Raw genomic sequence first — 23,681 nt, forward strand, 5'->3', positions numbered from 1 at the left:
TTTTTTCTCAACTTAAGAATTTATGAAGCCAATTCTTAAGATTTCATAAGAATTCGAAACACATTGCAATACAGCTGCCACTGGATCTTCACATAATTCCCCAGATGATGCCACCGGAAGGGAACTTTGTGCTGTCTTCCCGTGGTTCCTACAGATCTTTTCAGGCCAGCTGCCAGTCCTTTCAGATATAGTTTTCCCATTCTTTTCTTACAAAAAAACAAAAACTTTATGCCAAATCCAAGCAAAAAAAACGGCAGGTTCAGAATACACTGCAAAAGCGGCATATTCTTGCCGATCACATAAATACTGTTGGCAGACGCAAGTAACGTTTTCCGGGGATTGTATCTGGATCCCGTGGAAGCACTGCCATAATGCAGCACAGCCGCCTTCGGTTCATACCGGTTCTCATAGCCGTAGATCCGGGCACGGTAGCCGATATCCAGATCTTCCAGATAGGCAAAATGTTCTTCATCAAAATAACCGATCTCTTCAAATACGGATCGTCTGTAGATTGCGGCACCGCCACAGGCGGAAAACACCGGGACAGACTTATCATAATCCGCCGCCGGTCGTCCCTTCCCCCGGGAATAGGCCCAGCCCAGCACGCAGTAACGGTCTCCGGCATCATCAATGAGCTCCGGTCTGTCCCACATCAGCATCTTCGCACTGACGGAAAATATCTTTTCGTTTTCGCGGATAGCATCATATAAGCCTCTTACAAAACCGGCTTCTGCCTTTGTATCATTGTTCAGAAGGATCACATATGGTGTCTTCGCTTCCCGGATCCCCAGATTCACTGCATGACAGAATCCGGTGTTTTCCGGTAAAGATATCAGGCGCACACCTTCCCCACACCATTCCTTTTGCAGATATTCCACGCTGCCGTCCACGGAAGCATTATCGATGATCAGCACTTCATATCCGGGGGCATTTTGCTGCTCTCTGCACAGAGAAGTCATGCACTCTGCCAGATATTTCATTCCGTTGTAATTAGGTATAACAACCGTTATTTCACTCATAATGGTTCAAACTCCTCCGGATATTCCGGCAGATAGAGTAATCTTCCTCTTTGCCGTAACGCTTCGGACAACTGCAGACTTAAGGTTCGGATATCCGCAGCCTCCGGCAGCGTAGTAATATTAAATATCGGCTGTTCTTTCGGTAGTCTCCGAATCTCGGTATACGGAACTCCCACGATTTCTTCAAACACTTCCCTGCATTCGGGACGGATACGGATACAGCGAAGATCCAGCGCTTCCGCATCCTGGGACAGCTCCGCGCGGTGCAGATATCCGCCGAATCCCTTCGGCAGTCCTTCATAAAATACGGTTCCGTCTGCCGTCATTCTGCCGCCGATGATCTTGCCGTGTTTCTTCCCGGACAATACTCTGCCGCCTACAGCTGCCACATCCGGCCTGGCTTCCCATACTTCTTTATATGTTAACCGATAAAATCCCACATGTCTGGTCTCTGTCGCGGTGGCTGGGATATGACGGCGGTCCGCATGATCCTGCAATGCTCTCATTCCCGCATCATACGCATATTTTTTGCTGTTTGGATTGGCTGCTGTGGATGCCTCATGACATCTCCAGTGATACAGCACCTTCGGAATATGGAGTATTCTCTTCTCCGCAGTCTGCCCTCCCTCTGTCAGCACTTCCGCTACACAGCGCAGTACCAGATCATAGTCCTGGGCACCGTCAAATTCCGGACGGAATTGCAGGCTTTTCAGCAATTTACTCTCCATTACCAGAAAATGACAGATATAGTTATTGCTTAGAATTAAATCGTAATTAAATTCTTCTTTATGATTGGGTTCATAGTATCTGGTCTCTCCTCCATCGCACTTATCCTCATCCGAATAGGCGAAGGCGACTTTGACACCTCTGTCATATGCTTTGGTGATCGCATCAGCCATTTCGTACAACGCATCCGGTGTCAATACATCATCATGATCCAGCAGACCGATATACTCTCCCTTCGCATAGGGAAGCGCCTGATTGGTATTAGCAGCGATTCCCGCATTTTCTTTCAGATGCACATAGTGGAGCCTGGGATCTGCTGCGACAGGTTCTGTCTCGCCATCCGTCGGCTGCTCCTTCAGGAATCCCTGCTGCTTCAGTACCTCCTCCACACTGTGATCCTCCGTGGCATCTGCCAGGATCAATTCCCAATGGGGATAGCTTTGTTTCATAACGCTTGTTATCATTCTGTTCAGATATGCTTCCGGCGTTCGATATAAGGGTACCACAATACTGAACGTAATCGGCTTCTCCCATTTTCTATCACTCTGCCTTACCAGCTCTGCTTCCGAACAGGGCACAAAAAAATAGCGGTCTGTCTCTGTCAGGCGCTCCCTCACAGAGATCCAGGTTTCCCTCAGGCCGTTACGTTGCAGATAATATAGAGTTTTCTTAAGGTTTGCCTTGTTTAGCTTTGCCACAGATACCTCCAGCTTTTCATAAAAGAGCAAACCGCCCTGCTCGGGCGATTCGCTCTTTTGAAAACTAATATGATTTATGGAGCACTGCCTTACAGTACTGCCTTTACATCCTCGGTCAGCTTCTCTACCTTAGCCTGTGCATCCTCTAAGCTGGTTCCCTTGACACCCATGTAGAACTTGATCTTGGGCTCGGTTCCGGAAGGACGTGCACAGCACCATGCATTGTCAGGAAGCTCGAAGTACAGAACATTGGACTTGGGAAGTCCTGTGGTAGTCTTCTCTCCGGTCTCCATGTCGATGATAACATCGTTCTGGTAATCACGGAACTTCTCTACCTTCAGATCTCCGAATGCCTTAGGAGGATTCTTACGAAGCTTCTCCATGATCTCGGCGATCTGTCTTGCGCCATCGATACCCTTCATGGTGATGGTGTACTGGGTCTCCTTGAAGTAACCGTACTTCTCATACATGGCTACCATCATATCCCACAGAGTCATGTTGTGCTTCTTGCAGTAAGCTGCTACTTCGCACAGACACATCACTGCTACGATCGCATCCTTATCTCTTGCGTGGGTACCTGCCAGGCAGCCGTAGCTCTCTTCCAGGCCAAATACGTAGTTGTTGCTGCCGGTCTGCTCGAAGAGCTTGATCTGCTCGCCAATGAACTTGAAGCCGGTCAGTACCTCGATCAGCTTTACGCCGTAAGCCTGCGTAATAGGTTTGGTCATGTTGGTGGTAACGATGGTAGTTACCAGTGCGGGATTCTCGGGCATGGTACCGGTCGCAGTCTTCTCTCTTAAGATATATTCTGCGATCAGCATGCCGGACATATTACCGGTAAATGCCACATACTCGCCGGTCTTGGTATCTTTTGCATACACACCCAGACGGTCTGCATCGGGATCGGTTGCCAGAACGATATCCGCATCCTTCTCCTTCGCCAGACGAAGCGCATAGGTAAATGCCTTGGGATCCTCAGGGTTCGGGTAATCCAGTGTGGTAAAGTCAGGATCCGGATTCTCCTGTTCGGGAACTACATAGACATGCTTGAATCCCAGCTCAGACAGGATACGTCTTACCGGCTTGTTACCGGTACCGCATAACGGAGTATATACGATCTTGATGTCATCTGCCATTTCCCTGATCACATCAGGATGAATGATCTGCTTCTTCAGCTCTGCCATGTACTTGTCATCGATCTCTTTGCCGATCACTTCATAGAGTCCTGCTGCCACAGCATCCTCTCTGCTCATGGTCTTCACGGTATGATAATCCTTGATGGACTGTACTTCGGTAATAATGTCCTTATCGATAGGAGCGGTTACCTGTGCGCCGTCCTCCCAGTATACCTTATAGCCGTTGTACTCAGGAGGGTTGTGACTGGCGGTAACTACAATACCTGCAGTACATCCTAACGTCCGAAGGGCAAAGGACAGCTCCGGTGTAGGTCTTAAAGACTCAAAAATGTATGCCTTGATGCCGTTGGCTGCCAGACATCTTGCTGCCTCATCGGAAAACTCGGGAGACATGCGGCGGGAGTCGAATGCGATTGCCACACCCTTACTCTGTGTACCGCGCTTGATAATATAATTGGCAAGACCCTGAGTTGCCTTACGAACGGTATATACGTTCATACGGTTGGTTCCTGCACCGATCACACCACGTAAGCCGCCGGTACCGAATTCCAGTTCCTTGTAAAAACGATCTTCCACTTCTGCTTCATTATTGCGGATTGCCAGAAGTTCCTCCTTGGTCTTCTGGTCAAAATAATCATCATTTAACCAGAAATTCAGTTCGTCCATATAACTCATTTTCCTATCCTCCTGTTTTATCGCTATCTTTCAATATCTTCAGTAAACGCTCTCCGGTGATATTTTACCATAGATTCCCTCTACTGAAAAGAATTATTTAACGTCCGCTAACTGCCGGATCCTTCAGTGCGTAATCGCTGCGGTCCAGAGAGAAATTCGGATTGTAATAGGGATCCCCCGACTCCAGTTCAGCCTTCCATTTTTCACGGAAATGCTCGGATTCTCTGTTGTAGCGCTCTGCCTTTTCTCCCTGATCATCCAGTCCTCTGGAGATGGATTCGTAATGATACAGCTCCGCAAAAGGAGTCCACACATTCAGAAGTCCCAGTTTACGTAATTTCAGGCAGAAATCCACATCATTTAAGGAGATCACAAAGCTCTCATCCAGACCGCCCACCTGCTCATACAGGCTCTTTTTCACCAACAGACAGGCACCGGTCACCGCTGTAACGTTCTGGGTATAACACAGACGTCCCATGTAGCCTAAGTTCTGTACCGGGATGCGATAATGGGTATGTCCTGCCGTGCGGTGTGCTCCCAATCCGATGACCACGCCGGCATGCTGGATCGTCTTGTCCGCATAATACAGTTTGGCGCCTACGGCACCCACATCCTCTCTCTGAGCATACATCAGCATCTCTTCCATCCAGTTGGCTGTGATAACCTCCGTATCATTGTTCAGCAGTAAAATATACTCACCGGAAGCATAAGACGCTCCCAGATCATTGACCGCAGAATAATTAAAGTCACCATGATATGTCACAATGGAAATCCGTCCGTCCCCGCTGTGCAGGATACCGCCGTCATGGCCGCAGACTGTATGCAGCTTGCATCTTTCTTCATAAGAATCATCGCCGGACAATCCCAGCAGTTGGGAATAATAGTCCTTGATCTCCGGTGTGGTACTGTTATTTTCCACGACAATGATCTCGTAATTGCTCCAGGTGCTGTTCTTTTGGATCGAGGTAATACAACGCTTCAGATCCTCAACGTGATCCTTATTGGCGATCACGATGGAGATCTTCGGATCTCCCAGGATCTGATACCGGATCCGGAAGATCGTGGCGCAGGCTCTGGTACTGGTGATCTGAAAATGCTTAAAGCCATGCTTTTTCAGATGATCTGCCACAGCTCCCTTTGCCGCCTCAATGGCATAAGGCTTCGCGTCAATGCTGGCTGCGGTACTGCCCTCATGGCTTCTCCAGTAGTACATCAGTCTGGGAACATGAACGATCTTTTCCGCTCTGTCGGTCAGACGCAGGATCATATCGTGATCCTGGGCACCGTCAAATGCGGTGCGGAACAGTTCCTCTCCCTCTAACAGTTTTCGGGAAAAAACGCTGAAATGGCAGATATAATTATTCGCCCGCAGATTGTCCGGTGCATAGTCCGGCTTAAAATGCATGGTCAGCATTTTATTAATATCATTTTCCTTGAAAGTGGTCTCATCACAATAAAGATAATCCGCACCCTGCTCATTGATCTCCTTCACATACGCATACAGTACGGAAGGATGTAAAATATCATCCTGGTCAAACAGGCCGATATAATCTCCGGTAGCCAGCTTGTAGCATTCGTTGGTGTTATAGGAGATACCGCCGTTATGATCCAGGTGCTTATAGACGATACGACCATTCGCCTTCGCCGCGTACTCCCTGCAGAGTTCTTCGATATAGGAGTGCTCCGCGTCGGAACCGTCCGCCAGACACAGTTCCCAGTTGGGATACGTCTGATTCATGACGCAGTCCAGCATCTGGATCTGGAATTCCCTTTTATTGTTCCACAGCGGAACCAGAATGCTGATCTTCGGCATATAAGGGAATATCGTCTCTTCTTCCTTTTTCCGCTGCTCCGCATCAGGAAAGCTTCCGGTTCCGTAGGACTCCATCAGGCTCTTCTGGCGACTCTTGTTGCGGATCTTACGCAGGATATCCTTCGGTCCGCCGCAATGGGACAAGCGATCCCTCTGTCTCTGTGCGAAATGGATCAGACTTCTCGCCGGACCCGTGGCTTTCCAGAATTTATTCATTTTGATCCGGTCCAGTTTGAACTGCAGGTCCTCTTTTTCCGATTCCAGCACTACGATCTTGTCTGCCAGATCCGCACATTTTTCGTGCTCCCTCTCGTAGGCTTCTTGATAATTGATCTCAGACATGTTTTTCCTCCGTCAAATATTTTCCCGTTGTATTCCACAGTTTCAGCTTACTGATCCGATGAACCGCAAGAACGGCGATTCCATAATTTCCCGGAGGCAGCTGCCCTGTTTTCCGTTTCACACAGAAACCTCCCAGCGCCACATTTTTCTGGTCCGGAAGATTCTCCTCCAGTTCCTGCCGATATGCAGGTAAAATCTTCATGGACCATACCTTCCGGTCCGCCTCCCGCTGTCCCTGCGTATCTTCGGGAAGCAATACTAAAAGTTTATCATAACACGCGTTATCATCTCCCAGGATCACACTGTATCCCTGGATCCGCTCCGGCCCTGCAGTCTCCACCCGTGCCATCAGGCAGTCATCCTGTCTTGCATTTTCCAGAAGCTCCTGCCAGCTCTCACATCTCCATGCCGGCTCCTGTAAAATATTCCGGTCCGTAAGATATGCCGGAACCACACGGCTGTCCAGTCCTTCCCGGTTCAGTCCCATAGGGTAAAAAGGATCCACTCCGCGGAACTGGGGATGCATCTGGTAAAGCAGTTCTCTCTCTTCCGTCAGGCGTCGCATTTTCTCGGGACTTTCGTCGCTTCCGCGGCTCAGGGATTCATGATGATATGCAAAACAGTCATTCAGCACCACATTGTAATATCCCATTTCCACCAGACAAAATCCCAGATCCACATCATTATAGGCCACCCGCAGTGCCTCCCGGAATCCACCCGTCTCCCGGAATACCTCTGTCCTTATCAGCAGACAGGCACCCGTCACTGCCACGCAATTCAGATCAAAGCGATTTCTGCCAAAATAATAAGACTTATCGTCTTCCATGAACTGGAGCTTATGCACCGGTCCCACCGGCAGATTGACAATACCGTCGTGTTGTATTTTCACGGAATCCGGATAATACAGCTTTAGGCCCACGCTTCCCACATAAGGCTGCATAGCGCGGATCACCATTTTGTCCAGCCAGTCATTGCCGTACACTTCTATATCATCATTTAAAAACAGCAAAAACTTTCCTTCCGCCAGTTCAGCTCCCCGGTTGCACATCGCTGAAAAATTAAATTCCGCCGGTTCATAAATATAACGAACAGGGACACCACTTTCCCGGATCCGTCCGATCAGATCTTCCGTTTTTTGCTTATTTTCCGCACTGCTTCCGTTATCCACCAGCAAAATTTCAACAGGGATCCTGCCCTCAGACCTTCTCGTCAGGGAACGCAGGCACTTCTCCAGTACCTCCGGATTATCTTTGGAGGGAATGATCACCGAGACTTTAAGCTCTCCTGCGAATAACTCTTTGGCACCTTCCGCCGCCCTGGAGGCCAGTTCCACCGCCAGCTGCGGTGACTCCTTCGTCTGCTGGTAATTTTCCCAGGGAGTGCACTCCCGGCAGTCCCGGTCTGCACGTACATCCGGTCCCTGGATTCCTATTCCGTCTGCAGAAAAAGTTCCATGGAACAACACGGTTTCCATATGACCGATGGAATGACAATCTCTCTCGAACCCTCCGGCTCCCAAAAACAGGCGATCCATCAGCGGACGGATCTCTCCGGCATCTGTAAAAATAATTTCTTTTCCAGTGCTCTCGTTCTCTGTCACGACCGGATTTTCTCCCGTTCTCTGCAGCAGACTGCTCCGTACCGCAACGACACTTCCCACATAGAAAAAGGCTCTGTACAGATCCGGTGACCAACAGGGTTTGTACCAGGGAATGCAACGCTCTCCCTTCTCATTCATCAGGTCTTCATCACCGTAGACGATTTCTGCTTCCGGATGCTTTGTAAAATAAGCGTTGATCCGCTCTGTCGCATTATCTGCCAGTCGTCCCGCCGCCTGTCGGAAAATGACGAATTCTACAAGTCCCGCAATTTCCCGGGGTTCCGCGCTTTCCCGGTCCTGTTCCGCTGCCCACTGTTCATAGGTGACCTTAAGCTGCGCCAGTTCTTTTTCGTATTTTTTATCCTGCTGTGCAATCAGCACCTGCTTCACCGCTGTCCGAATACCCAAGCTGCCGCTCCCTTCTTCTCCACTCCCATCATATCTTTTGCCATTGCCTGAGGGATCTGTACGATCTCCATTTTCACAGACAACGTATTCTCCGCCTGCCGGTTCAGCACATCTGCCCGGATCGTCATATTGGGATCCTCCGTGGCAAATATCACGCTGGGATGGTCCGCTCCCTCTTCGGATTTCAGGATTTTTCCGTTGGTAGTGAACACTTTCTTATCCTGCAGAGGAACCGGCTGTCCGTTCATGGACAGTTCCCGAATCTTACAGATGCAGGAACACATTGCCGGATCCAGCCGCAGATAATGTACGTTACCGTCGAATTTCACGGTAAACTCTGCCTCTTTTTCCGCAACATAGACATTTTCCGGGAAATAAGAATTTTCTTCGGAAAATCCCTGTCCCTTGTCTTCATAGATCTGTACCCGCAGTTCTCCTTCCGACTGACGGAAACGCCCGATCCATTCGGTGGGTTTATAGATTTCGCCGCCTAAGAGATTCCGGATCTCACCCATGGACAATTTCTGTCCGGTGACATATTTCTGGAATTCCCGCTCCTGCTCTCTGTACTGTCTTGCCTCATTTTCCGTGATGTCCAGACGATCTAAGATCCGGTCCAGTTCCAACGCATTGCGTCTTTCATTCTCCAGAACATAACAGTAAATTGCCCGGAACGCCAGTGCTTTCGTATCTATGACACAGTCAAAGGTCCACTCGTAATCGATCAGTGTCCAGTGATCCCCGTCCACCAGAATATTGGCAAAGATCAGGTCAAAATCCGCTACCGGAACTTCTTCCCCGAATCCTACCCTCTCCAGATACTCCGCAAACAGGCTGTGGAATCCTTCGATATCCTGTCTGTCCAGACATTCATCCATCAGTTCCGACAGCGGTCTGCCCGATACGAATTCAAATTCCGCATAAGGGATGCCGTCCTCTTCTCCCGGATGACAGACATTAACGTCCAGCCGGCTTCCGGCATAACGTCCTTTTAATTTTTCATACGCTTCCATCATATGGCGCACATGCGCCTCGGCTTCTTTGGTCAGCGGATATTTCCGCACGATCCGATTCCCCCGGTCATCCCGCAGGATCTCCGTACGGATGCGGAAGCTTTCCGCACGGTCGTTGGAATATCTGACATATTTCAGGTCCAGAGGCTTGCCGATCACTGCCAGATAAGAATTGGAAAATACAGAAAAAAGACCCTCTTCCACGATTCCGTCAAAAGCACTTTTTTCATCGAATAACAACATTCTGTCACGGTCGAAATTCCGCAGATTATTGGACAGTTCTCCCCGGCCCGGCAGATATGCATCCGAATAGACCGTGGTCATGAATTTATAATCGGGATACGGATAATAAAAACTGCGTTCTCCCACACCGCAGGCATCGAATATCTTCTCCAGTTTTTTCCGGGAAAAAGTACGCACGACGCCGCCGTTCGGATAATTTTCAATTCCGGAAAACCAGTCTCCCAGGTGATCTTCCTTGCAGCCCGCAAAATATTTCAGTCCGTATTTGTTCTCAATAGCGATAACGATTCGTCCACCCGGTGCCAGATGCTTTTGCAGAATTTTCAGAAAATCTTCATAAGGTGTGCTACCGCCTATGTAAGCCTGTCCGTACTCAAAGACACCAATGAGGCAGATATAGTCATAATCCGCGGGCAGATCCGGTTCCACATCCGTAAAATTGCCTATGTGGATCGTCACATTTTCACTTTCACTGTGCCGGTACGCATTGATCAGACTGCGCTTTTTTGAGAGATCCACGCAGGTCACCGATCCGGCTTTCCGGGACAGGGCTCCTGTAATGGCTCCGCAGCCGCTGCCTACTTCCAGCACTTTGTCCGTCTTTTTGATCGGAAGAAAATCCACGATATTTTCCCGCAGAGCCGACAGATGATACAGGATCGGCCAGCTTTTTCTCTCTGCGATGATCCGGTCATATTCCACGGTACTGTATTTTTTTACAATCTCCAGAATCTCGTCTTCCACACTGCCGTCACAATAATAATCCTCTCCGGGATACTTATCCAGATTCAGTGTTACTTTGCCGATGGTCTCTGTCATTCTTTATTTCTCCTCCGCATCCCACACTTTCGTGTTGGAATCCATGTCATAATAGCCTACGGTGTTTTTATCGGATACTACTGTAATATTCAGGGCATCATACAGTCTGTGATAGACTTCAAAGGTATCCTGATTGTACCCCGTCACTCCCAGAGACAGCAGATATTCTCCGCCCTGCAGATTCATCTTCTGTGTAAAAGTCACATTTTTCACATCACCGGGTTCCACACTGTCTAAGAACGCCTTCTCGATCATGGTATTGGTACCGGTGATCTCCACACCGATGACATTTTTCACGGAAAATGCAAAAATCGGTGCCGGTATAGGATCCATAAAACGAACCTTCATATGGATGGTAAACATTGTCCCCTTCAGAATGGCATTGGTAGGCACACCCCTGTCATCCGTAATGTAAAATTCTTCGATCTGTGCCTGCTTTGTACCGTATTCCAGGGCATTGGGATTCTGTCCCTTCGCCTCCGCGGAAGCCTCAGCAGCATCTTTGGCTGCGCCATCCGCCTTTTTCTCAGCGGCTCTCTGCAGATCTTTATCATCTAAGAGATTCTCCGATTCCTCACCGGCATTTTCGGATTCATCGTACTGTCCCACCAGTACCCGTTTATAAGTATCGATCATGGCCTTGGGGCTGCCTTCTCCCAGAATATTTCCCTGGTTCAGCAGATAGACGCGGTCGCAATATTTACTGATACTGCTCAGATCGTGACTGACGAAGACGATCGTCTTGCCCATTTTCTTGAATTCTTCGAATTTATGATAACATTTTGCCTGGAAAAATACATCACCGACGCTCAGAGCCTCATCTACGATCAGGATCTCCGGCTCGATATTGATCGCCACTGCAAACGCCAGGCGGACGAACATACCGCTGGAATAGGTCTTTACCGGCTGATAGACATAATCTCCGATATCCGCAAAGCTTAAGATCTCCGGCAACTTTGCCTCGATCTCTTTTTCGGAAAATCCCATCATGGTACCATTCAGATAGACATTCTCGATACCGTTGTATTCCATATTGAAGCCGGCACCCAGCTCCAGCAGAGCGGAGATACGCCCGTTGACCAGCACCCGTCCGGAAGTCGGATTCAATACTCCGGTGATGATCTTCAGGATGGTGGACTTACCGGAACCGTTGGTACCGATGATTCCCACGGTTTCCCCCTGATAGATCTTCATACTCACGCCTTTCAGGGCATAGTGGAGCTTATGTTTGGTCTTTTTACCGAATCCGAAAGCTTCCTTCAGACGGTCCGAAGGTTTATCATATAATTTATAGATTTTCTGGACATTATCAACTTCAATTGCCAGTTTTCTCTTATCCTGCATAATGTCTTAATCCTTTTCTTTCAGTGTTACACTGTCTTTATGGTACCACATGGCCAGAGAACGGTTGGCCTCATTGTCCGCATCCTCGGAGATTTCTCCCATGCACAAAAACCACGGGCGGAACTGATAGGCCGGCAGCTGCACATCTTTTTCCGGTCCGGACAGAATTGCCACCCGCTCCAGATATTCCTGATGGAAATTATAAGCCTCCCCGGTGTGCACATAATAATAGGCTCCGTAGGAAGAATAATGTCCTGCCTGATTGGGAGATGCCCGGAAGATCACAAGGCATGCCACACCGATCAGCACATAAAACCACCAGGCTGCTGCGCCGTTTCGTACAGACAGCTTCTGTGCATACTTATCCGTCCTTTTTTCCAGTATCTGTTTCAACCAGCCACACCAATAGATCTCATTTAAAAACAACAGCATTAAATACGTGATTTTTACTGCATTCAGGGTTCTGGACAGTCCCGCATGTCCCAGGGAATACAGGCTCGGTGTATAGCCGGTCGCATACAGACAGAAGGACAAGGCGAGTACGATCCCCGGATAACGAAAACGGTAATCCGTGCTTTTCACTGCCTGCCAGATCATAGGTACCAGCAATAACATCACCATCAGAACCACCGGTCCGGTATATTCCGGAATGTGTTTCACGGCTTCCAAAAATGATCTGCCGATGGACTCCAGCGGTCCGTAACCCCAGCCCACATAGCTACGGGCACGTACGGAATTTCCCGGAGCCGCCACATTCAGGCCGAAGCCTATGATATACACCAGTGTAGACGGCAGCAGCCACAGCCCCGTCCTGCGCCGTTCCACTACCACGCTGACCAGAAGGATGGTCAGAAGACACAATAATCCCTGCAATGCCGTGACGAAATTGCTTCCCGCCGTAATCATGGCAAGCAGAACCGATGCAGTGAACAACAGACCTTTCGCGGTTCTGCCCTCTGCTCTCTCCAGACAGATGGCCACAGACAAAAACAAAAGTCCGAAGCCATGCATTCCCACATAGTGGATCCCGCCGTTATACCAGTAGAAGCCGCTCTGCGCGGAATAGATAAACATAAATTCCGCTATGGTGATCACTGCCTGAATTGCCAGGCTGCTCCATTTCTCCATTCGGAAGACTTTCCGCAGGATCACGTGGGTAAACACCATGCTTCCCGCCAAAAGCAGTAACAGAATGAACACCGGTCCTAAGAAATAATACTGCTCTCCCCAGACAGCCGGCATCAGTGTCATGAAAAGAATAGAAGAATACGTTCCCTGCCATGCATACCACTGGGTTCTGGAACAATCCAGTGCACCGGAGATTGCCGCCCATTTCGACTGCTCCTGCTCTATGGCAGCTCTGGCAAATCTTCCAAAGTTATAGTCGTCATAATAAGGAACCGCATAAATCGTCAGTCGAAACAGTGGGATCAGTGCTAACAACAGCAGTCCGCAACAGCCCATTGCCAGCAGTACCCTGCCCGGCTTCCATAACAATATTTTTCTTAACTTTTCAAGAGCACCCTTCAATTACTTTCACCCTTTCTGTTTCCCCCACAACAGTTCCGTAATGCAGTACCCCATTCCTTGAGCTCTCGGAATTGCAACAATTCCTCGTACTATAGCACATCTGCGAAATGCACTTTCAGTCTCTTAAAGATCACAGCACCCAGTCCGAACAATACCACCGTCACGATCCAGAAATACATCGTGGAGAAGAAATCCCGGAAAAACCATTCTTTCTCGTAGATCGCACTGCGGTAGCCATTCACGATATAGACCAGCGGATTCAGCTTCAGGATCATGATCCACTCCGGAGACAGCGCGTCCAGATTCCATAAGATCGGAGTGGCCCACATGCCGATCTGCAATCCGATGCTGATGATCTGGGACAGATCCCGGAAAAACACCACTACCGCACACGTGGTATAGCTGAGTGCCAGCACAAATATAAACAGGCAAAAACTGTAATAAATGATCTGTATAGTGTAGATTGTGGGGTAATAGCCGTAAATAGCCGCCACGATCAACAGGAGACACACAAAAAATACATGGATAAAAGTAGCCGCAATAATCTTGATGATCGGCAGGATGCTGATCTTAAATACTACTTTTTTCACCAGATAGTTGTACTCTAAGAGTGCATTGGTGCCGTTGTTCAGTGCCTCACTGAAGTAGAACCAGGGCACCAGTCCCGCTGTCAGGAAAAGTACAAAAGGCACTTCCACGCCCTCCCGCAGGGGTGTGCTGGTATTTCCCATGATCTTGTCGAAGACGATGTAATACATCGCCACGGTTACCACCGGCTGTGCCATCGCCCAGACCGCGCCCAGGTAAGAACCCGCATATCTCTTTTTAAAATCGTTTTTCGCCAGCTTCCAGATCAGATGTCTATTCTGGAATAACTCTACCGGCAGTCCGGTAAATTTATCGTACCAGTGGATAAACGCAAAGCATGCCGCCGCAATGACAACGCAGGAGATGATCTTCTTTGCCAGCTCCTGGCTTTGATCCACAGCAGGTCCCGGATTCTTATGGAACACGATGAGCAGAGCCATGATCACTGCCGCTGTCACGAACAGGGCAATGCCTGTTTTCTTACTGATTTTCACACTTTTTTTCATGCTCTTTTTCCTTCATGTACTGTTCCAGAGTGCCCCACTTGGTATCCTTCTCGGATAATGTCAGTTCCATACCTTCGGGGATGGGCCATTCCACACCGATATCCGGCGTGTTATATGCAATACCGCCCTCATCATCCGGATGATAAAAATCGGTACATTTGTAGCAGAACTCTGCGTAATCAGACAGTACCAGAAATCCATGCGCGAAATTTTTCGGAATAAAGAACTGCTTCTTGTTCTCCTCAGACAAAAGTACACCATACCACTGTCCGAAAGTCTTGGAGCCTTCCCGCAGATCCACAGCCACATCATAGACTTCTCCGCGGATCACACGTACCAGCTTGTCCTGCGGAAAATGCTTCTGAAAATGAAGTCCTCTGAGAACTCCTTTTTTAGAAGCAGACTGATTATCCTGTACAAACACTTCCGGGATTCCCGCTGCTTTAAGATCATTGTAATTATAAGTCTCCATGAAATACCCTCTGGCATCACCGAATACCGTAGGGGTAATGATCTTCAATCCTTCGATTTCACATGTTTCTACTGTTATCTTGCCCATTTATTTCATCCTCACTCTTTATTATTTTTATTCATAGGTGATATTCATATCGACTCTGCCTTCGATACCGTCCACTTTTCCCTTGGAGGTATACTGCCAGGTCTTGTAATATCCCTGATATAACGGCACACTGCGGTACTCCGCAAGCCAGATATGATAGTTCTCCAGTCTGGCGGTCTGCAGATTATTGTTGTACCAGTTGCGGCTGGCATAGACGCCTGCCGTATATCCGGCATTTTCTACCGTCCGGCAAAAAGCCTCACATACCAGGGTTCTGGTCTCCGCATCCAGTCCGTCCGCCCGGCCGTTTCCTCCGGCACCCTCCGTATCAATAAATACAGGATAGCTCAGTTGGAAATCACGGATCAGCTCAAGCACGGCAGAAGCCTCTTCCACCGCCTCTTTCTCATCTGTAGCCTGGGTAAAAAAGTACACACCCACCGGAATCCCAGCGGCTGTTGCACCTTTCATGTTGGCGACAAACTGTGGATCCTCCACCAGACTTCCCGTAACCGAACCGCGGTAGCCCGCACGAACGATGGCAAACTGCACTCCGGCATTTTTCACCTTATCCCAGTCGATAGTGCCGTTCCACTTGGACACATCGATGCCGACCTTCGCATTGCCGGATGTAGTCTGCAGCTTTTGGATCTCGGTCTTGTCCGCATCTGCCAAAGCTCCTGCCACAGCACTGTCCTCGGCATCCGCATCGACTTCATCCTCTGTCTTGATCAACAGAGAAATATCATCAATGGCCAGATATTCCACTTTTTCTTTTACATGCACTTTGGTCTCGGTGATGGGAACTTTATATCCTTCGATGGGTAATAGTTCCATATAATAATCGCCGGAATCCAGATCAGCAATGTAGATCACGCCGTCCTGATCCAGATCCTTGTAATCTCCCAGACCGTCCACCCGGACATAGAAACTCTCTCCGGTCACCGGTACACCTTCATTGTCCACGATCTGGATACGCAGATCCTTTTCCACGGAAGTCGCCACCAGTGACAGGCGGTGGCTGTTATCTTTCGCCGCCTCCAGGATCGGATTCACATCCGGATCAAAAAACGTATTATCTTTTAAAAAGGCTTTCAGGTCGTTGCCGATCCTGCCATCCGCTTCCGCGGTGTCCGTCTCCCCAGTGCCTTCCGGCACGGGATCCACTGCTTCGCCGTCACCTGCATTCTGCGCTCCGGACACCGCCGTGTTCTGGCCGGATGTGGGGGACAGTTGTTCCCTGTTCACATACATTACCGCCAGTGCCACCAGCAGGATCACCGCCATGGAGGCCAGGATCCCCATTTTCCGCAGCTTAGAGTCCATTTGCTACCTCTACCAGATATTTACCGTAATTCGTCTTCAGCAGCGGCTCTGCCAGTGCCAGCAGCTGCTCTTTATCAATAAATCCACGTTTGAAAGCGATCTCCTCGATACAGGAAATATACAATCCCTGTCTCTTCTGGAACGCTGCCACGAAATCTGCCGCATCCAGAAGTGCATCGTGATTGCCGGTATCCAGCCATGCGAATCCACGACCCAGAGTCTCTACCTGCAGAGTTCCTCTGTTCAGGTACTCGTTATTAATACTGGTGATCTCGATCTCACCTCTTGCGGAAGGCTTTACGTTCTTCGCAATCTCCACTACATCGTTATCATAGAAATACAGTCCGGGAACTGCATAATTGCTCTTGGGATGCTCAGGCTTCTCCTCGATAGAAAGTGCCTTGCCGTTCTCATCGAACTCCACTACGCCGTATTCTCTGGGATCGCGCACATAATAACCGAAGATGGTCGCGCCTTTTTCTCTGGCGGCTACTTTACGAAGCACTGCCGAAAAGCTCTGCCCGTAGAAAATATTATCTCCCAGTACCAGTGCCACTCTGTCGTTACCGATGAATTCCGCTCCGATGATAAAAGCATCCGCCAGGCCACGGGGTTTGTCCTGCACCGCATACTCGAGACGCATGCCCAACTGACTGCCGTCTCCCAATAACTCTTTGAATACCGGAAGATCTCTCGGGGTGGAAATGATCAGCACCTCTCTGATATCTGCCAGCATCAGGGTTGACAGGGGATAATAGATCATCGGTTTATCGTACACCGGCATGATCTGCTTGGATATTGCTTTTGTCAGGGGATAAAGTCTGGTTCCGGAACCTCCCGCCAGTATAATTCCTTTCATAAAAACCTCCTTAAAATACTTGTTTTTTAACACACCGAATGGGAACGACGTTCATCGTTCCCATTTAGCAGATATTCTTTACTTTTCCTCATACATTTCATTGTAGTATTTCTGGTAATCGCCACTGGTCACATTGTTCATCCAGTCTTCATGCTCGAAGTACCAGGCGATGGTCTTGCGGATGCCTTCCTTGAACATGGTCTCGGGATACCAGCCGATCTCTGCCTTGATCTTGTCCGGTGCGATTGCATATCTTCTGTCATGTCCCTTACGGTCTTCCACGTAAGTGATCAGATCATTGTTGATATGCGCCTTGCGGGGATCGGAATCGGGAAGCATCTCCTGTAAGGTCTCGATGATAATATGGATGATCTCGATGTTCTGCTTCTCGTTGTGTCCGCCAATATTGTAAGTCTGGAACAGTCTTCCCTGCTCCTGTACCATGTCGATGGCCTTCGCATGATCCTCTACATACAGCCAGTCGCGGACATTTTTGCCGTCTCCGTATACCGGAAGCTTCTTGCCGTGAAGAGCATTGTTGATGATCAGAGGGATCAGCTTCTCGGGGAACTGGAAAGGGCCGTAATTGTTGGAGCAGTTGGTGATATTGGCAGGGAAATGATAGGTATCCATATATGCCTTCACCAGCATGTCCGAGCTTGCCTTACTTGCGGAGTAAGGACTGTGGGGATCGTAAGGCGTGGTCTCATAGAAGAAAGCATTGTCATCATCGGGAAGAGATCCGTAGACCTCATCCGTAGATACATGCAGGAACTTTTTGCCCTCCTTGAAGCTGCCGTCTGGAAGCTCCCAGGCTGCCTTGGCACAGTTTAACATCACTGCGGTACCCAGCACGTTGGTCTGTACGAAGATCTCCGGGTTGCGGATACTTCTGTCTACATGGCTTTCGGCTGCGAAATGTACCACGCGGTCAATATCGTTCTCCGCGAAAATTTTGCTGATGGCTTCCTTGTCGCAGATATTTGCCTTCACGAAAGTGTAATTGTCACGCTTCTCCACATCCTTGAGATTCTCCAGGTTTCCCGCATAGGTCAGGGCATCCACATTAATGATACGGATCTCGTTATCGTATTTTTTGAACATGTAATGAATGTAGTTGGAACCGATAAAACCGGCACCGCCTGTTACCAGATAAGTTCTCATTTTCTCTCCGTTCTGCGCAGGTGTGCGCATTTTGCTATAGATAGCGATATTTTACCATAAAATAAAGGGGATATCAACACGGGCTATCGTCCTACTTGCTCATGTGTGTTTGATTTGCTAATAAAGCACCAGACCTGCCTGCAAGCAGTCGGTCTGGGCTTTATTGCAAATCTTAATATCCCAGGTAGCTAATGTTGAGGTCGACTTTGCCGCTGATACCGCTGACTTTTCCGTCGGATCTGTACTGCCACAGATCATATCTGCCGGTATAGGTCGGGGTCTTGGCATACTGTGCCAGCCAGATCTTGTAACCGCTCAGAGCACCTGCATCCATCTTGGATGTCAGCCATGTCTTGTTGGCATAGACACCGGGAGTATATCCCGCATTCTTGATTGTGTTGCAGAATGCCTTGCAGACTGCGGTTCTGGTAGCAGAATCGATGGCATCGCCTCTTCCGCCGCTGCCTTCCACATCCAGGAATACCGGATAAGAAATCTTATATCCGCTGATGCGGTCCAGTACCATGGATGCTTCCTGTACTGCTTCTACCTCATCCACTGCCTGTGTGAAGAAGTATACACCTACCTTAAGACCAGCTGCCGTAGCTCCCTTGATATTGGTCTTGAACTTGGGATCCTCGATCAATGCTCCCTGAGATGATCCACGGTATCCCACACGAATGATCACATAATTCACTCCGGAATTCTTAACCGCATTCCAGTCAATGCTGCCGTTCCACTTGGACACATCAATGCCCATAGTACCTGATCCCACTACCAGGGAACCGTCACTTGCGAAGTTATATTTTGCACCCTGGATGACCTGCTCACCGGTCACCTTGCTACCGTCTGCCTTGAAGAAATATACCTTACCGTCTAACGTCTGCCAGCCGGTATATCTGGCCTCCTCCATGAGGAAAAACTTTGTGGCAGTGTAATAATCCGCATAAGCTGCTGCCCGATATTGGTTGTCACCGATGGATACATACAGCTGTCTGCCGCTGGTATCCTTTAACGGTGTTTTGGTATCCTCTCTGGGATTCACATTGCCCGCTACCGTAACTGTAAAGGTGGCTTTTGCTTCCGCGCTGCCCTCCTTATATGTGACAGTGATGGTTGCGGTTCCTTTTTTCACACCGGTAACGGTGATCGTTTTGCCACTTACAGCTACCGTGGCAATATTCTTATCTCCGGAATCTGCCGTTATGGTTCCGCTTCCGCTGACGGTAGCTGTTACAGCAGCCGTAGATTTCGGATAAACGGTTACAGCTGTCTTATCCAAAGTGATCTTGATTCCATTTGTGACCTTCACTGCCAGATCCAGTGTCTTCGTTACGGATCCCATAGTTACGGTTACGGTAATGGTAGTATCTCCTGCCGCCTTACCTGTTACTGTAATTTTGCCGTTTTTCTCATCAACGGTCGCCGTTGCAATCTTATCGTTTTTGTTAGCTGTGATCCTATAAGTAGTTGCACCCGTATAATCTGTCACCTTGACCTGTGCTGTCGCCGTAGCTCCCGGTGTGACAGTTACAGATGTAGTTTCCAATGTAGCATCGGGCGCCTTATCTGCCGTAACGGTAACTTCCCAGGTATATGTCTTCTGCGTACCACCTGCCTGTGCAAATGCTACCGGAAGGCTGCCGCTTCCCATAGACTGGGTCGCTGCCTGTGACTCATTCGAGGAAGGAGTTGGCGTAGGTGTCTCTTCTGCAGGCTCAGATGTCGGGGTTGCCGTTGGTTCCGTCGTAGGGGTTGCTGTGGGCTCTGTCGTAGGGGTTGCCGTTGGTTCCGTCGTAGGCGTTGCCGTGGGATTCGTACTCGGAACAGGGCTCGGCGTAGCACTGGCGGGCACTGTGTACGTACAGGTAATCGTAACCGGTCCGCCTGCTTCCTTTCCGGTAAGCACTCCGGTTTTTTCATCAACCGTCGCAATTGCCAGATTAGAACTACTCCACTTCATATCGGTTGCACCGGCATCAGGGGGTGTCAATGTCTTGGTTTCACCCTTCTTAATGGTTATTTTTGCATCTGCTATACGAAGGAATTTTCCGCTGTAAGCCGTCTGTTTTTCCGGATTGACCACGGTATCCTTTGCTACCTCCCGATAGGTAGGAGGTAATTTCTTACTTTCTACCCACTGCACGGTATCTTCCAGAATAGACTCCACCACAGTATCATTTTTCATGGTGTCCTCTTTTGCCGCATTGACCTCGGATTCCTTCTTGATCTCGTTTGCCACATCGACCTTTTTATAAGCGATATCCTTTCTGACTTCTACCTTCTGGGTACCGGTAGGCAGTGTATAATCCTTATATTTTTCATCGGTCAGGGTATTTACCGCTACCGTATAGTTGCCGGGGGTAATGCCCTTCTTGTAGATAATACCGTCCATATCGTCATCGGTCCAGGTATCAGATTTACCTTTGGGATCCGTGATCGTCACGCTGAAAGGTACATTGGAGATCAGTTTACCGCTCTTTTTATTGGTAAATTTGATCTTTAGATCCTTCTGCACGGAGACCAGTTCCAGTTCAACGGTACCACCGTTGGTATACTCGGCCTCATCATATTCTTTTTGTTCCTCATTCTCATCATCGACTGCATTGGCTGCTGCGATCTTCGCAAGCTTTGCATCTGCCACTGCCAGCATACCCTGCTCACCGATCATCTGGATGCCGTCCAACTGGCTGCCCACACTGACGAACTCCGATACCTGATGATCCACCATACGTGCGCTGGCATATACACTGCCTGTCACAATGGCCAAGATCAGCACTGCCACACCGGTTGCCGTCATAATGCGGTCCATGGTACTCATGTTCAGGAATTTGGTCCAGATAGCAGCTATTTTATTGCCACCCTGCTTTTTACTCTTTTTCCCTTTACCGCCACGAGCAGGTGCCATATCATCGTCGGCATAGTACTCTTCATCGCCGGCGTAATATTCTTCGCCGTCCTCGTCTCCGATATACTCCTCGTCATCGGCATAGTACTCTTCACCGTCCTCGTCTCCAGTGTACTCCTCGTCGTCGGCGTAATATTCTTCGCCGTCCTCGTCTCCGATATACTCCTCATCGTCGGCATAGTACTCTTCGCCGTCCTCTTCTCCGGTGTACTCCTCACTGTCGGCATAGTACTCTTCGCCGTCCTCTTCTCCGATATACTCCTCGTCGGTGTACTCCTCATCGTCGGCGTAGTACTCTTCGCCGTCCTCTTCTCCGGTGTACTCCTCGTCGGTGTACTCCTCATCGTCGGCGTAGTACTCTCCGCCGTCCTCTTCTCCGGTGTACTCCTCGTCGGTGTACTCCTCATCGTCGGCGTAGTACTCTCCGCCGTCCTGCTCTTCATCCCAATCGTAACCATCCTGTACGTCTTCTTCCCAGTTACGGTCCGGACGTTTTGTATGGTTAAATAATTTTTTCATTTTATCTATCCCTTCTGCTCATAATTCTTCAATGTACTTCAGTGTAACAATTCCGTAACATTATAACATTCTATTTCCGCCGCTTCAAGCTGTTCGTCCATTTCTTCAGAATTTCTTAAATCTTTCTAATATTGTGGACTTTCTTTCCGTATAATAGTAAAATCAGAATAACTCTTTTTACCACTTAAAAACAGATACTTGAAACGGAGAGATGGAATGAAACGAGACGAACACGTGAATGACATACCTGATATTGAGATTGTAGACCTGGAAAATGAAACTGTGCAAGACACAGATTTTGGAAAATCCGATATTTCCGATGATTTCGAAGGAAATCCGGATGATGAATATGAAGAAAATGACCGGGAAGAGGAGGAAGAGGAACATCCCGCTCCTAAGGGTATCCGGCGTTTTCTGAATCTTCATGTCCTTTTTGCCCTGGTATTGCTTGTAGTGGTAGGCCTGCTGGGTTATCGCATTACGCATTGGGGACAGCGGGTAAGCCAGTCGGATATTTTCAAGGATGGACAGGGATCCTATGATGACAGCTGGGATTCTATCCTCCCCCTGACCGATGAGAACGGTAAAATGATAGTAAACGATGCTTCTAATATTGTCGTGTTCGGAAATGCACCCTTTGCCGATGACCGCGGTTCTTCCGACAATCTGGCCAGCCTGATTGCCAAGGAGACCGGTGCTACCGTATACAACTGTTCCATCAGCGGAAGTTATCTGGCCGCGCAACACACCAATTTTGATTCCACCCTTGCCCCTATGGATGCTTACTGTCTGTATTGGCTGGTGAATCTGGCTGCCGGAGTTCCCCTGGACGGCTATTACAATGATGCTGCAGAAGCTTTGGGTGACAAGACTCCACCCGAAGCGGAAGAAGTCGTAAACACTCTGAAAACTTTGGATTTCAACACCATTGATACCGTGGCGATCATGTATGATGCCACCGATTATCTGATGGGAAATGCTATGTATAATGATGACAATCCTACGGATCCTACGCAGTTCACCGGCAATCTGGAGGCAAGCCTCGAAGTCCTGCAGCGTCTGTATCCGCAGATCCGTATTATTGTAATGTCCCCTACTTACGCATATGCAATAGATGAGGATGGCAATTATGTAAGTTCCGATATCTATATTTATAACGGTCGCGATGTTTTATCCACTTATGTGATCAAAGAATGTTATTCCTCCAACCTTCGCAGTGTTTCCTTCATGGATAACCTGTACGGAAGCATCACAGAAGATAATGCCAAGGAATACCTGACCGATAACCTGCATCTGAACGTAAAAGGACGAAAGCTCATCGCCAAACGTTTTGAGTACTTCCTGAACTACTATTCCAAGGGTTACGCTTCACAGGAATAATAAATAGAATCGTTGATCGCATACTTCTGCCACCCGGATGCCAATGATATGCTCCTTTCAAATAGACAGCGGGCATATCATTGTCTTCCCGGGTGGTATTTTTTTGTTTTTGGTATTTTGGGCTTTTTTGGCTTTTGGTTTTTTTGCTTTGATGTTCCGGTCTTTACCACCTGAAATTCATTTTGTGCTGTAGAAGCAGTAAATTTGAAGTGGTTTTCTTTTGCAGTGACTGATAATTACTGCCGGAATGGAAGCATCCTATGTCGAAGCAGTAATTTTAACAAATATCTTAGGCATTTTTCGATAAAATTACTGCCTGGATTTCTAAAATCACTTTCCTGACGGTAATATACTTGTCTTACTAACTTGAAAGTTAATTAAATAATCCCGTAGCCCTTGGCAGGGTATAAGAAACGCGACACGCTCGCGCTCTGTCGCAGAGCGTAACGGTACATAAGCGAGGAAAGTACCCTCGCTAAGTACCGACGTCTGCTTACGGTCTGCTT

15 protein-coding genes are annotated in these 23,681 nt (G+C 48.6%); 1 reads left to right on the top strand and 14 read right to left on the bottom strand.

Going from position 1 to position 23,681, the window contains the following annotated elements; all coding sequences use genetic code 11:
- Positions 1–35 precede the first annotated feature (35 nt).
- The 14 genes from FYJ59_RS10595 to FYJ59_RS10660 form a co-directional block, all read right to left on the bottom strand.
- Positions 36–1,019 carry a glycosyltransferase family 2 protein gene (locus tag FYJ59_RS10595; RefSeq protein ID WP_154496934.1) on the bottom strand — a complete coding sequence of 328 codons (984 nt, stop codon included), beginning with the start codon at positions 1,017–1,019 and terminating at the stop codon, positions 36–38.
- Positions 1,016–2,473, bottom strand: a complete 1,458-nt coding sequence (locus tag FYJ59_RS10600) for a glycosyltransferase (RefSeq protein WP_154496938.1) — start codon at positions 2,471–2,473, stop codon at positions 1,016–1,018. Before FYJ59_RS10600 ends, FYJ59_RS10595 begins: the two co-directional genes overlap by 4 nt.
- Positions 2,474–2,532: 59 nt before the next feature.
- Positions 2,533–4,254 (bottom strand): phospho-sugar mutase, encoded by a 1,722-nt coding sequence (locus FYJ59_RS10605; protein ID WP_154496941.1) that lies wholly within the window; start codon positions 4,252–4,254, stop codon positions 2,533–2,535.
- Positions 4,255–4,351: 97 nt separating this feature from the next.
- Positions 4,352–6,409, bottom strand: coding sequence for a glycosyltransferase family 2 protein (locus tag FYJ59_RS10610; protein WP_154496945.1), 2,058 nt, complete (start codon positions 6,407–6,409; stop codon positions 4,352–4,354).
- Positions 6,402–8,417: a glycosyltransferase family 2 protein gene (locus FYJ59_RS10615; protein ID WP_154496949.1), complete on the bottom strand. Its 2,016-nt coding sequence runs from the start codon at positions 8,415–8,417 to the stop codon at positions 6,402–6,404. Before FYJ59_RS10615 ends, FYJ59_RS10610 begins: the two co-directional genes overlap by 8 nt.
- On the bottom strand, positions 8,396–10,492 hold the full coding sequence (locus FYJ59_RS10620; protein WP_154496952.1) for an SAM-dependent methyltransferase: 2,097 nt from the start codon (positions 10,490–10,492) through the stop codon (positions 8,396–8,398). Before FYJ59_RS10620 ends, FYJ59_RS10615 begins: the two co-directional genes overlap by 22 nt.
- Before the next feature lie 3 nt (positions 10,493–10,495).
- Positions 10,496–11,836 carry an ABC transporter ATP-binding protein gene (locus tag FYJ59_RS10625; protein ID WP_154496954.1) on the bottom strand — a complete coding sequence of 447 codons (1,341 nt, stop codon included), beginning with the start codon at positions 11,834–11,836 and terminating at the stop codon, positions 10,496–10,498.
- A 6-nt stretch (positions 11,837–11,842) separates the two neighbouring features.
- Complete coding sequence (locus FYJ59_RS10630; RefSeq protein ID WP_154496957.1) at positions 11,843–13,366, bottom strand: DUF6056 family protein; 1,524 nt, start codon at positions 13,364–13,366, stop codon at positions 11,843–11,845.
- A gap of 89 nt (positions 13,367–13,455) precedes the next feature.
- Positions 13,456–14,460: an ABC transporter permease gene (locus tag FYJ59_RS10635; protein WP_022152784.1), complete on the bottom strand. Its 1,005-nt coding sequence runs from the start codon at positions 14,458–14,460 to the stop codon at positions 13,456–13,458.
- On the bottom strand, positions 14,435–15,019 hold the full coding sequence (gene rfbC, locus FYJ59_RS10640) for a dTDP-4-dehydrorhamnose 3,5-epimerase (protein WP_022152783.1): 585 nt from the start codon (positions 15,017–15,019) through the stop codon (positions 14,435–14,437). Before rfbC ends, FYJ59_RS10635 begins: the two co-directional genes overlap by 26 nt.
- 27 nt (positions 15,020–15,046) lie before the next feature.
- Positions 15,047–16,345: a glycoside hydrolase family 25 protein gene (locus FYJ59_RS10645; RefSeq protein WP_154496959.1), complete on the bottom strand. Its 1,299-nt coding sequence runs from the start codon at positions 16,343–16,345 to the stop codon at positions 15,047–15,049.
- Positions 16,335–17,204, bottom strand: coding sequence for a glucose-1-phosphate thymidylyltransferase RfbA (rfbA, locus tag FYJ59_RS10650; RefSeq protein ID WP_118550102.1), 870 nt, complete (start codon positions 17,202–17,204; stop codon positions 16,335–16,337). Before rfbA ends, FYJ59_RS10645 begins: the two co-directional genes overlap by 11 nt.
- A 78-nt stretch (positions 17,205–17,282) precedes the next feature.
- On the bottom strand, positions 17,283–18,368 hold the full coding sequence (gene rfbB, locus FYJ59_RS10655) for a dTDP-glucose 4,6-dehydratase (RefSeq protein ID WP_154496962.1): 1,086 nt from the start codon (positions 18,366–18,368) through the stop codon (positions 17,283–17,285).
- Positions 18,369–18,540: 172 nt separating this feature from the next.
- Positions 18,541–21,795: a GH25 family lysozyme gene (locus FYJ59_RS10660; protein WP_154496963.1), complete on the bottom strand. Its 3,255-nt coding sequence runs from the start codon at positions 21,793–21,795 to the stop codon at positions 18,541–18,543.
- A gap of 216 nt (positions 21,796–22,011) precedes the next feature.
- Between FYJ59_RS10660 and FYJ59_RS10665 the strand changes: the two genes are divergently transcribed.
- Positions 22,012–23,175, top strand: coding sequence for an SGNH/GDSL hydrolase family protein (locus FYJ59_RS10665; protein WP_154496965.1), 1,164 nt, complete (start codon positions 22,012–22,014; stop codon positions 23,173–23,175).
- Positions 23,176–23,681 lie beyond the last annotated feature (506 nt).

Source organism: Waltera intestinalis (genome assembly GCF_009695995.1).
In the GTDB taxonomy this organism is placed as follows: domain Bacteria; phylum Bacillota; class Clostridia; order Lachnospirales; family Lachnospiraceae; genus Acetatifactor; species Acetatifactor intestinalis.